11 protein-coding genes, 1 tRNA gene and 1 other RNA gene are annotated in these 11,595 nt (G+C 59.3%); 2 read left to right on the forward strand and 11 right to left on the reverse strand.

What is annotated here, in order from left to right; translation table 11 throughout:
* Together cysK and Q0Z94_RS01065 are read right to left on the reverse strand one after the other, a co-directional pair.
* Positions 1-924, reverse strand: a complete 924-nt coding sequence (gene cysK / locus Q0Z94_RS01060; RefSeq protein ID WP_298066205.1) for a cysteine synthase A — start codon at positions 922-924, stop codon at positions 1-3.
* A gap of 25 nt (positions 925-949) precedes the next feature.
* On the reverse strand, positions 950-1,369 hold the full coding sequence (locus tag Q0Z94_RS01065; protein WP_298066212.1) for a hypothetical protein: 420 nt from the start codon (positions 1,367-1,369) through the stop codon (positions 950-952).
* An 85-nt stretch (positions 1,370-1,454) separates the two neighbouring features.
* On the opposite strand from Q0Z94_RS01065, the gene Q0Z94_RS01070 reads away from it, so the two are divergent.
* On the forward strand, positions 1,455-2,576 hold the full coding sequence (locus Q0Z94_RS01070; RefSeq protein ID WP_298066221.1) for a glycosyltransferase family 8 protein: 1,122 nt from the start codon (positions 1,455-1,457) through the stop codon (positions 2,574-2,576).
* A gap of 158 nt (positions 2,577-2,734) precedes the next feature.
* On the opposite strand, the gene leuB is transcribed toward Q0Z94_RS01070, so the two are convergent.
* The 5 genes from leuB to Q0Z94_RS01095 form a co-directional block, all read right to left on the reverse strand.
* On the reverse strand, positions 2,735-3,871 hold the full coding sequence (gene leuB / locus Q0Z94_RS01075; RefSeq protein WP_298066228.1) for a 3-isopropylmalate dehydrogenase: 1,137 nt from the start codon (positions 3,869-3,871) through the stop codon (positions 2,735-2,737).
* Between the two features lie 56 nt (positions 3,872-3,927).
* Positions 3,928-4,425 carry a 3-isopropylmalate dehydratase small subunit gene (locus tag Q0Z94_RS01080; RefSeq protein ID WP_298066236.1) on the reverse strand — a complete coding sequence of 166 codons (498 nt, stop codon included), beginning with the start codon at positions 4,423-4,425 and terminating at the stop codon, positions 3,928-3,930.
* Positions 4,425-5,699, reverse strand: a complete 1,275-nt coding sequence (gene leuC / locus Q0Z94_RS01085) for a 3-isopropylmalate dehydratase large subunit (protein ID WP_298066243.1) — start codon at positions 5,697-5,699, stop codon at positions 4,425-4,427. Before leuC ends, Q0Z94_RS01080 begins: the two co-directional genes overlap by 1 nt.
* 159 nt (positions 5,700-5,858) lie before the next feature.
* Positions 5,859-6,641 carry a hemolysin family protein gene (locus Q0Z94_RS01090; RefSeq protein WP_298066325.1) on the reverse strand — a complete coding sequence of 261 codons (783 nt, stop codon included), beginning with the start codon at positions 6,639-6,641 and terminating at the stop codon, positions 5,859-5,861.
* A gap of 48 nt (positions 6,642-6,689) precedes the next feature.
* Positions 6,690-6,929, reverse strand: a complete 240-nt coding sequence (locus Q0Z94_RS01095; protein WP_298066246.1) for a hypothetical protein — start codon at positions 6,927-6,929, stop codon at positions 6,690-6,692.
* Positions 6,930-7,282: 353 nt separating this feature from the next.
* Between Q0Z94_RS01095 and Q0Z94_RS01100 the strand changes: the two genes are divergently transcribed.
* Positions 7,283-7,369: transfer RNA gene (locus Q0Z94_RS01100), tRNA-Leu, on the forward strand.
* A gap of 389 nt (positions 7,370-7,758) precedes the next feature.
* Here the strand turns inward: Q0Z94_RS01100 and Q0Z94_RS01105 are convergent.
* The 4 genes from Q0Z94_RS01105 to Q0Z94_RS01120 form a co-directional block, all read right to left on the reverse strand.
* Positions 7,759-8,769, reverse strand: a complete 1,011-nt coding sequence (locus tag Q0Z94_RS01105; protein WP_298066252.1) for a site-specific integrase — start codon at positions 8,767-8,769, stop codon at positions 7,759-7,761.
* A 587-nt stretch (positions 8,770-9,356) separates the two neighbouring features.
* An RNA gene (gene rnpB / locus Q0Z94_RS01110) (RNase P RNA component class A) lies at positions 9,357-9,712 on the reverse strand.
* A 6-nt stretch (positions 9,713-9,718) separates the two neighbouring features.
* Positions 9,719-10,480 (reverse strand): C4-type zinc ribbon domain-containing protein, encoded by a 762-nt coding sequence (locus Q0Z94_RS01115; protein WP_298066263.1) that lies wholly within the window; start codon positions 10,478-10,480, stop codon positions 9,719-9,721.
* Positions 10,477-11,364 carry a Nif3-like dinuclear metal center hexameric protein gene (locus Q0Z94_RS01120; RefSeq protein ID WP_298066280.1) on the reverse strand — a complete coding sequence of 296 codons (888 nt, stop codon included), beginning with the start codon at positions 11,362-11,364 and terminating at the stop codon, positions 10,477-10,479. The genes Q0Z94_RS01115 and Q0Z94_RS01120 overlap by 4 nt, the downstream gene beginning before the upstream one ends.
* Between the last annotated feature and the right edge of the window lie 231 nt (positions 11,365-11,595).

Raw genomic sequence — 11,595 nt, forward strand, 5'->3', positions numbered from 1 at the left:
TCAGTCCTTGGGGAAAAGAGCGGTGGACAGGTAGCGCTCGCCGGTGTCGGGAGCGATGGTGACAATATCCTTTCCGGCGAATTCCGGGCGCCGGGCCAGACGCATGGCTGCGCACACGTTCGCGCCGGAGGTGATGCCGCAGCTCAGGGATTCCCTGGCCATGAGCATACGGGCGGTCTGCATGGCGTCTTCGGTACTCACGATCATGATGCCGTCCACGAGGGAGCGGTCAAAAACGGCGGGCACAAAGTTGGCTCCAATGCCCTGTATCCCGTGCGGGCCGGCCTTGCCTTCGGAGAGCATGGGGGATTCCGCAGGCTCCACGGCGACGCAGAATACGGCAGGAAAATGCTCCTTGAGGCGGCGGCTCACGCCTGCCAGCGTAGCACCCGACCCCACGCCGGCAAGGAAGGCGGCGGGCTGGAAGCCCTCTTTGCGGCAGTCTTCGAGAAGCTCCGCGCCTGTGGTCTCATAGTGCACCTTGGGTCCTACCTCGTTGCTGAACTGGTTGGGGCGGAAGGCTCCGGGTGTGCCTGCCAGGATGCGCTCCGCTTCCTTCTGCGCGCCCTGCATACCCTCCGCGCCGGGGGTGAGGACGAGCTGTGCGCCCATGGCGCGCAGGAGTGCCCGGCGTTCCTTGCTGGCAGATTCCGGCATGGTGAGTACGAGCTTCAGGCCCATCTTGCCGCAGACCACGGCCAGCCCAATGCCCAGATTGCCGCTGGTGGCCTCCACCACGGTTCCGCCGGGAGCCAGAATCCCGGACTGCATGGCCGCCCTGATATAGCCGAGTGCCGCCCTGTCCTTGATGGAGCCGCCGGGGTTGCGTGCTTCATACTTTACATGGATCCGCGCCGGAAGTTCGGCGGAAACGCTGTCCAGAAAAAGAAGAGGGGTGCGGCCTATGGTTTCGAGGAGATTCATGATGACCTCCGCAGGGCTGGCCGGTTCAGGAACCGGGTTGAGGGTTGCGTTCAGAGCGTTCCGGTTCGTCGTCCCTGGTGAACATGCGCCAGAGCACGGACGTTTCGCCGTTGCGCAGCTTTTTTTCCGGGGTGACGTAGAGGATGGGTTCCCCTTTCCAAAGATAGGTCATGCTGCCGTCGGGCGCAAGATGACAGTGCATGTGCGCGGCGATGTCCTCGGGCGCGAGGGCGCGGGGATTGATGCCGCGCTCTTCGAGCTGTTCGCGCAGCAGTTCTTCCACACGGGCGGCCACCTGAAGGTTGGGCCTGGGGACGCTTTCGGACATATGAGCCTCGGCATGGTTGAAGGATGACGGCCTCTGCCGTCTGGAAGTCATGGTAAACTTTTCTTTTTTGTTGGCAAGACTCCCGCGGGCAGGTTCCGCGCCGGACGGGCGTTTCATGTACAGCCTTGCCTTGACAGCGCGGGAAGCGTATAGACGGATTGTCAGGATATTCGGGGTGAGAACATTGTTTTCAGGAGGAACCATGAACGGTGAGAACGCACTGCCTGCTCCCGGCAAAGAACGTGCGAAGCAGGAAAACTCGCTCGTCCCCCTGGAGCCGGCCTTTGCCGAAGCGGACACCGTCACCGTGGTCTTTGGAGCGGACAACGGCTTTATCGTACCGCTTACGCCCTGCCTTCAGTCCATCCTTGACAACGCGTCCCCTGAACATCGCTATGATATCGTGGTGCTCACCCAGAATTTTCTTCCTCAATATACGAAGATGCTGACGGACATGGCCGCCCCCTTCTCCCATGTTTCCCTGCGAGTGCTGGACGTGTCGCCGCTTGTAAATCAGTGGAAGGTAGAGGATCTGGAGACGGGACACCGCCTTTCCCTGGCTACCTATTACAGGCTGTTCATTCCTGAACTCTTTCTGAAGTATGCCCGCGTCCTGTACCTGGACGGGGATACTGTGGTGCTGGAAGACCTGTACGGGCTTTTTCATACGCGGCTCGGCGAGGCCTATGCCGGGGTCGTCGTGGACGCCAATATCATTCGGGACATGAGCGCGTCTTTCCGGAGCTATGTCCACAAGACGCTCGAAATGGAAGACGAGAGCCGGTATTTCAACGCCGGTGTCACGCTGTTGAACCTCAGCGCCATACGCCGGGATTTTCCCCTCGCCGTTCTCATGGAACAGGCACGCCTTAAGTCCGCCAAGCATCGTGATCAGGATGTCTTGAACAGCCTGTTTTACGGTCGTGTCGTCTTTCTACCGCTGCGTTATAACATGATGTGGCTTGATAAAGAGCTGTACCTGCCCATGCCGGGTGGACGCGAGGCACTGGAACACCCCGCCGTCATCCACTATACCGGCGGCGGAAAACCCTGGACACTTTATGGTTCCGGGCATACGGCGGCGGACTTTTTCTGGAAGTATGCGGAACGCTGTCCCCTGGCGGCGGAGATACACCGCCTTCATGACGAGGACTGCCGCGGGGCTGTGGCCGGATATTCCTCTCTCCGCAGGAAGTATCTGCGCTGCCGGATACTTGCCGCCGTCACCTTCGGCCGGACGCGCCGTCATTATCAGGAGAAGGCCGGGGCGATGAGAGAACTGATCGCGGTTATACGGAATCTTTTGGACAAGGACGAAGTCTGAAGCCTGCCTTCATTGTGACACAGGGCGCTGAACTGGCCCGCAGGTCGGACGGCGCACCGAACGCTGCGCTTTGGGGCAGGCTGACGCACGTTTTCTCCGCTTTTTCCTTCCTCTATGTTCCCCTTTTTCTTCCATCCTCTCCCCTCCATCATTCCCCCTCATGCCAAGCAAAAGCGCGCCTCCCCGTGCAGGGAAGCGCACTTTGTGTCAGAAGGGGGGGGGCAGATGCGTTCGCAGACGGCTTTGCCCATGTCCGCAGTACCTACGGAGGGCTTGCCGGGTTCGGCAATGTCGCAGGTGCGGATTCCGGCATCGAGCACGGCGGTGACAGCGGCATCCACGGCGTCCGCTTCGGCGTTCAGGCCGAGGGAATAGCGCAGCAGCATGGACGCGGAAAGGATGGTGGCCAGCGGGTTGGCAATGCCCTTGCCCGCGATGTCGGGCGCGGAACCGTGACTTGGCTCGTAGAGTCCGAAGGAGCCATCGGCGAGGCTGGCGGAGGGAAGCATGCCCAGCGAGCCGGTGATCATGCTGGCTTCGTCGGAGAGGATGTCGCCGAACATGTTGGAGGTCAGGATGACGTCGAACTGACTGGGCCGGTGCACGAGCTGCATGGCGGCGTTATCCACATACATGTGGGAAAGCGTCACTTCCGGGTAGCCGGCACTCATTTCCGTGACCACGCGCCGCCAGAAGCGGGAGGTTTCGAGGACGTTGGCCTTGTCAACGCTCACCAGGTTCTTACGGCGGGTCATGGCGGCTTCAAAGGCGACTTTGGCGATGCGGCGTATTTCCATTTCGCTGTAGCGTTCCACGTCGTAGGCTTCCTGTCCGTACCTGCCCTCGCGCCACCCGTGTTCCCCGAAGTAGATGCCGCCGGTGAGTTCGCGCACGATGAGCAGATCCATGCTGTCGCCCACATGCTCCTGCTTGATGGGGCAGGCGGCGCTCAGGGCGCGGTGCATGAGCGCCGGGCGCAGGTTGGCATACAGTCCCAGGCCTTCACGGATTTTCAGCAGTGCCTTTTCCGGGCGTTCGGCTCCGGACAGATGATCCCACCTGGGGCCGCCCACAGCGCCCAGCAGTACGGCGTCGTGTTCGCGGCACACGGGCACGGTGTCTTCCGGGAAGCAGGTTCCCACGGCGTCATAGGCCGCGCCGCCCATGAGAAGCTGCGTATAGGTAAAGCTGTGGCCGAAGGTCTGGCCCACTTTGTCCAGGACCTTGAGCGCTTCCGCCACGATTTCCGAGCCGATGCCATCGCCCGGAATGACGGCGATGCGATAGGTACCCATGTTTTTTACTCCTGAAAAGCTGTTGGTTGGAAAACGCCGTTTTTGCGGAACTGCGGCTATTTGCCCATGTTCTTTCTGGCGTAGCTGACCAGTCCGCCGCTGGCGATGAGGTTCTGCATGAAGGGAGGAAGGGGCGCGGCCTGAAAGGTCTGCCCCAAGGTCACGTTGGTGATGCGCCCGGAATCGAAGTCCACCTCCACTTCATCGCCCGGACGTATGCCGCGGGCTGCCTCGTCGCATTCCAGAATGGGCAGGCCGATATTCAGGGCGTTGCGGAAAAAGATGCGGGCGAAGGTGGACGCGATGACGCAGGATATGCCCAGATACTTGATGGACAGGGGCGCGTGTTCGCGGGAGGAGCCGCAGCCAAAATTCTTGCGGGCGACCAGGATGTCGCCGGGGGCAGCCTTTTTCGCGAAGCCGGGATCCGCGGATTCCATGCAGTGCAGGGCCAGTTCCTGAGGATCGGTGACGTTGAGGTACTTGCCGGGAAGGATGACGTCGGTGTTGACATCATCGCCGAACACGAAAGCCTTGCCGCGGGCGTTCTGCATCACGCTTCTCCTTGTTCCAGAGTTTCGGGGCTGACGATGCGGCCTGCGATGGCCGAAGCCGCAGCCACGGCCGGACTGCACAGGTAGACTTCCGAATCTGTATGCCCCATGCGGCCCACGAAGTTGCGGTTGGTGGTGGAGAGGCAGCGCTCTCCTGCGGCGAGAATGCCCATGTGTCCGCCGAGGCAGGCGCCGCAGGTGGGCGTACTCACGGCGCAGCCGGCTTCCATGAAAATACGGATGTAGCCCTTTTCCAGGCATTCCAGATAGATGGAAGGCGTGGCCGGGATGACGAGCACGCGCAGGCGCGGATGAACCTTGCGTCCCTTCAGGATGCGGGCGGCCATGGCCATGTCTTCCATGCGTCCGTTGGTGCATGAGCCGATGAAGACCTGATCGAGGGGTACGTCACCCACATCGTCGATAGCGCGGGTGTTGGAGGGCAGATGCGGGAAGGCCACGGTGGGGCGCACGGCCGAGAGGTCGATCTCAACGGTGTTCTCGTATACGGCGTCGGGGTCGGCTTCAAAGGAAGTCCAGGGTGTGCGGCAGTGCTTTGCGAGGGAGGTGCGGCAGACATCGTCCACGGGGAAGACGGCGTTTTTGGCCCCGGCTTCAATGGCCATATTGGCGATGGTGAAGCGGTCGTCCATGGAGAGCTGCGCCACGCCGCCGCCGGTGAATTCCATGGAGCGGTAAAGGGCGCCGTCCACGCCGATGTGCCCGATGAGGTGCAGCATCACGTCCTTGCCGCAGACCCAGGGGCCGGGCTTGCCCGTGAGCCGGATCTGCATGGCCGCGGGAACCTTGAACCAGTTTTCGCCCGTGGCCATGCCCACGGCGAGGTCGGTACTGCCCACGCCGGTGGAAAAGGCCCCCAGTGCGCCGTAGGTGCAGGTGTGGGAATCTCCGCCGATGATGGCCTGCCCGGGAGCCACAAGCCCCTGTTCGGGCAGAAGCGCGTGTTCGATACCCATGCGCCCCACGTCGAAGAAGTGGGTAAGTTCGTTTTCTCTTGCGAAGTCGCGGCAGACCTTGCACTGCATGGCCGCCTTGATGTCCTTGTTCGGGGCAAAGTGGTCGAGAACCACGATCACCTTGTTTTTGTCGAAGACTTTCTCAGCCCCGGTTCTGCGAAATTCGGGAACGGCCAGCGCGATGGTGATGTCGTTGCCCATCACCACGTCCAGCCGTGCTTCGATGAGCTGGCCGGGCGCAACGGTTTCAAGACCTGCGTGCGCCGCCAGTATCTTCTGTGTCACGGTCATGCCCATGAGCGTGTCCTTTTTTTGCGGATGTCCTTCCCATGCTGCTGTCGACGCGGAAAGCGTTTTTTTGAGGATAGGTAAGGGGCGCGGGCTTGTCCAGAAGGAAGCGCCCCGCCGGGGGGGGAGATGGCGCGCCGGTTTGCCTGGATTGCAGGGAAGGCGCGGTCAGTCGCCGTCCTTGCGGGCGATGATGCTGTGTATCTGCTTGGCGTCGGCGTCTTCGATGGTGAACGTCCAGCCGTTCAGATGGAACTCTTCACCCTTCTGCGGCACATGCCCGGCGTCCAGGCTGAGATAGCCGCCTATGGTATCGACTTCATCGGATTCCATGGCCATGCCCTTCTCTTCGAGGTCTTCCAGATAGGCGCGGCCGGAGAGCCGGTAGCTGCCGTCTTCGAGGGCCACGATGTCTTCTTCCTTGGGGGCGTCGTGTTCGTCTTCGATGTCGCCAACGATGACTTCAAGCAGGTCTTCGATGCTGGCCAGTCCGGAAGTGCCTCCGTATTCGTCCACAACGATGGCGAGATGGTTCTTGCGGCTGCGAAATTCCTGAAGCAGTTCACTGGCGATTTTCGTCTCCGGGACGAAAAAAGGTTCGCTCATGATGCTGTCCACCGGGGAGAGCTGGGTTTCAGCCTGCATGAGGGAGCTGAGCATATCCTTGGCGTGAACGATGCCGATGATGTTGTCCCGTGTACCGGCATAGACGGGCAGACGGGAATGGCCCGTGTCCACGATGGCAGCCGCGGCGTCGCGGATGGTGGTGCCGGAAGGCAGGCAGTCGATGTCGGTGCGGGGAGTCATGATGTCCTGCACCTGAAGCTCGTCAAGTGTCAGGATGGAAAGCAGCATGGAACCTTCTTCCGCTTTCAGCTCGCCGTCTTCACGGGCTTCGCGGATGGCCTGTTCCAGATGGTCTTCCGATTTTCCAGAGAACAGAGAACACATTTTCGACCACAGACTACTGTGGGATTCGGCGTCCAAGAAAATACTCCTTCAGATAAGGTTCAGGGCGGGAAACGGCCTTTCGCCGGCCACAAAACAGAAACCGGTCTGCGGCACGGCTGGGGTGGAACACAAGTCCCGTGTGGAGGTAGAGAAAAAGGATACGAAATGGGGAATACGGGCGAACCTGTCCCGTATAAGGGGGACATCAGAAAACGGACTGCCGGACTCCTCCGTGGAGGAGAGCGTCGAGCCGGTGGGCTTTGCCGTGGATGGACAGGAATCGTTCATAAATTTCCCAGGAATTTTTCTCAGGATAGCGGGTACTCGATAAAAACGCAAGATATGTGTGAAACAGAGTCGCACGGCAGGCTTATGAAGAGTGTTAATTTTTGCACGGGGCGGTTCCTCGAGAAGTCTTTTAGGTTTTAGCTTCAACGCGCATTCAGGTCACACCTCGCCCGCCATAAAAACAGGATGGAAAGGCGTGAAGGAAAGGCCATCTTGTTGTCATACCGCAGAGTTGAAGGGTGATCTTAAAAAATATCATGAATTTCAAATAATTAAAGTAATGTTTTTTGTTCTGGTGTCCACGCTGGAGAGAGGTTGACCTTATTTTTGTAAACAGGTATAGACAAAAACATGCCGGAATGGTGGAATTGGTAGACGCAGCGGACTCAAAATCCGCCGGTGGCAACACCTTGTGGGTTCAAGTCCCACTTCCGGTACCAAAAACGAGTTATGAGCATGGGCAGGCGTCAGCACAGGGCAAAGGTGTACGTCTGCCCGTTTTTGTTTAACGGAACGCGTCATGGGAGCGCGGTGCAGCATTTTGGCAAATATGTCTGTCGTTAAGCGGAAAATTGAAGGCCTCCCCGGGGAGGCCTTTTTTGATGGTATCTGCCTTCCCTGCTGAGGGATGGCAATGATGTTCACCTTGCCTGTTTCAGTACGCGCCAGGCGGCAGGTTCATGGCTAGTCTGCTTTGCTGCGTTTGCAGGCGGCAGGTTCCCTGATTTCGTTCAGAAAGTGCAGGAACGCAGTGTTGAAGACCACGCTGCCGTCATCTGCGGCAGCCGGCGAAGTGGGCTGACCAGGTATTCTGCTTTGGTTCTTCCCGTTACCTGTGGTTAGTCCGCTTCGTTCTTTCTTTTGCAGAAGGCCGTCCGGATGTGGAGAAAGCGGTCGGGTTCAGACTTTTCTCAGAAGAAAAGACTCCGCTCACAGTTTCTGCCGCAGCCAGCAGGGAGGTCTGTCCGAGGTGGGCGTAGCGCATGGTGGTGCGGGGATCACTGTGTCCCAGCAGTCTTTGTGCTTCATAGAGAGAGTGTCCGGCGTTGACAAGAAAGCTGGCAAAGGTGTGCCGCAAGTCGTGGATGCGGACATCGTCAAGTCCCAGTTCATTCCGTAAGTTTTTCCAGAAGAAAAAAATGTCGGAGAGCGGCTTGCCCGTCACATGGCCCGGGAACAGCCACGGCACGTCCGGCTTGCGCGGAAGGGCCCGCAGTACCTCCAGAGCAGCGTCCGTCAGCGGAATGTGCCGCGGCTTGCCGGACTTGGACAGCGGCACGATGAGCAGATGCAGATCCAGCCGTACGTTTTCCCAGCGCGCCTTGAGGATTTCGCTTTTGCGTGCCCCAGTGAGCAGAAGCAGCCGAAGGGCGAAGGCTGCGGGGTGCGTGCTGGCTTCCAGTTTCTTGATGACGCATCGAGCCTCGGTCTGAGAGAGATACCGTTCCCGCAGGGTACGAATCTTCAGAGGCTGGACGCCTGCGCAGGGGGAGCTGCCTGGGGAAAGGAGTCCGTACCGTTCCGCCAGGGTGCAGACCGATTTAAAGACGGCCAGAATGCGATTGCAGGTGGCTGGGGCCAGTCCGCCGCGGGACAATTCATGCAGCCAGATTTCCACTTCGCGGCGCTTGATGCGGGGCAGCTTTTTCGCACCGAAGGCCGGGGAAAGGTATCGTTGAGTGATGCGTTCATCCAGGGACCAGCTTCGTTTGCGCAGCCGGATATACGGCAGGTAAACTTCTGAGACAAAGACATCGAGATTGAGGAAGCCGGGTTCGCATTCGGCCGGCATGAACTGGAGGCGGACGCGTTTGGGCAGGGACAACGGTTGACGAGACATGGTTTTCTCCTTTGTTAAAGAAAAAAGACGCTGGCACAATGCACAGCGTGTCCATGCTTGCCCGATTTGTTTTTTCTGGAAAAGGGGTGCTGTCACCTGCACGGAGTTTTTCGTATGATGGGGACAACAGAAATGGAAAAAGGGAGAGGTCGTTCTGGAGGATACTCTGCCTTTTTAGTCGTTCCTTGATTTCATGTTCTGACAGGTGTCATGATAATGAGGTGTTTTTATGTATATTTTGTGATTTTTAATATACTCCAATCCGATAGTACGTTCTTCTTTATCAAAAATTCCTTTGTGGTTTGAGCCCCCCTCCTTCAGGAGGAAAAGAGTAGTTGACAAAACGGCGAAACCGATGAAACCCCTTTCCGTAACCTCTCCCCTGGCTGCCGGACGGCGCGGCGTGTGCGCCGCTGATAGTGAACGTGTTTGTCCGGCTCTGCCGGCAAACATGGTGACGCCGCCGAAGCGGGGCAGTCGGTTGCGGAGTCAGTCGGCGGATGGGGGCGCCTGTGGATTGAAACATTAAATGCTGATAATGTTTTCTGTACGTTACTTGAAAAAGGGGGAAGCAGGAGCTTCCCCCGAAAAGGAGTTGGACTGTAAGCCGGGTTCTGTACCGCCCGAAGGCGGCGGCTGTCATTCCTCTAGAGACACGGTTGCCCGCGCCTTCAAGCAACCTACCCGGGAACCATGGGCCGGGCCGGCCGGTTCCCCTATTTGGTCTTGCTTCGGATGGGGCTTGCCTGGCCTGACGCGTCGCCGCGCCAGCCGGTGAGCTCTTACCTCGCCGTTTCACCCTTACCGCCCGAAGGCGGCGGACTGCTTTCTGTTGCGCTTTCCAGCGGTCGCCCGCTCTGGCCGTTAGCCAGCATCCTGCCCTGTGAAGCCCGGACTTTCCTCCCCGAACCGTCTGGTCCGCGGCGACAGCCCGTCCAACTCCGGAATGTTACTCGGCGGCGGCTTCCTGTTCCTGGCTGGCGGCAGTGTCCTGGAAATGATGTGCCCAGTAGATGAGCCGCTGGCAGTTGGGGCAGCTCAGGATCTGCGTGCCACGCTGGAGATCGATGAAGACCTGAGGCGGAATGGCGATGTGACAGCCGGTGCAGACGCCGTCTTCCACGGGCACGATGACCGGATGCCGCAGGCGGTTGCGGATAAATTCATAGCGCCGCAGCACGGGCGAGGGGATGCCGGTGCTCACCCCGGAGCGCTCCTCTTCGAGCTCCTGGAGTTTTTTCTGTGAGGCGGCGAGGCGCTGTTCCAGGTTTTGCCGCTGGCTTTCCAGTTCGTTTTTCAGTTCGCTCCAGTCAGCCTCCATGCTGCGCAGGTTTTCTTCCTGAGAGGCACGTTCGACCTTGAGAGCTGCGCGTTCTTCCTCCCGGTCTCGGCTCTGGCGTTCCATGCTTTCCAGTTCGCGGATTCCGGCGTTGTACTCGCGGGAGTTCTCTGCCTGCATAAGCTTGTCCTGACTGCTACTCAGACGTGATTCGTCGTTTTCAATGCCGGCGTCAAGGCGCTTCTGTTGTTCCTGGAGGTGCTGGATCTTTTCCAGAATGAGATCGCGCTGGGCATCCTGAGCCTGAAAGCGACGTTCCAGTTCTTTCACTTCTTTGGGAGAGTTTTCGAGTTCAAGCTGAACGGCATGGATGCCGTCATCAACATGCTGGAGAGCCACAAGCTGGCGGATTTGTTCGATATAGAGGCTCATGACAGTACCTCCGGTACTTCAGAAAGAAAGGTCAGGGGCAGGAAGGGATCTCTGCCCGGCAAAAAGGCGACCGTCACTCCGTCGAGCTGCTTTTCAAGCAGGAGCGCAAAGCGGCGGATCATTTCTTCTTCCAGAGAAAAATGCCCAACGTCAAGGATCGCCATGGGACAGGCGTCCGTGCTGTGCGTATCCTGACGCGAGCGCAGAGCCAGCGACTCATGGTATTTGAGGTCGCCGGTAATATAGAGGTCGGCTCCAGCGGCGGCGGCCTCTTCCATGAGTGAACTCCCCGAACCGGTGCAGACGGCCACGCGGCGCACGGTGCGGCCGGCATTGCCTACAAAACGGACAACACCGCACATGCGGTCAACGGGCAGATGCCGGCGCAGCACGGCGCAGACTTCCTTCAGCGACAGGGGGGACGGCAGGTCACCCACACAGCCGAAGCCCCCGTCCAGCACCTGTCCCGCAAGTGTCGTGCCGGAAGGAGCGGTGAACGTGCCGGTCTTTTCCAGAAGCGACCGGCCCGTGAGCCGCAGCTCGTCCGGGAGCCACGCCGCAGGCCCGAGGGGGTTTGCGTCCAGCGTGGTATGGCTTGCGTAGAGCGGCACGTCGTGGCTGTAGAGCATACGCAGCGTGTCGGTATAGCCATTGAGCGCGCCGGTCCATTGGGGGCGCATGGCCAGCGGGTGGTGGGTGAGCACCATATCCGCGCCCGTTTCCAACGCGGTGCGAATCTGTTCCGGCGCGGGGTCGAGGCAGACGCTCAGACGCCGGATCTCCTTCCGGGGCGAGGCCACCTGCACACCGGAATGATCCCATTCCGCCATGAGCGAGAGCGGAGCCGTCTGTTCAATGATGTTGATCACTGCCTGTTGAAGCATACCTGTCTTCCGGAACCTAGCGGAGCGTTGTGTATCGCGGAATTTATATTTCTAGGGAAAGATTCGTGCTTCGTCAAGTCTGGAACGCCCCGCAGTCCAGGCGGGCGGCAGGCGGAAAATTTTCTTGACATTTATTCAATAATCGTTGAAATGTTCATCTTACTTCCTTTATGGTTTGAGACCTCGGCCTTCAGGCCGATAGAACCCCACCCCGCCCTGAAGGGCTTTGCT

Origin of the sequence: uncultured Mailhella sp. (assembly GCF_947631555.1) — a bacterium.
Lineage (GTDB): Bacteria > Desulfobacterota > Desulfovibrionia > Desulfovibrionales > Desulfovibrionaceae > Mailhella.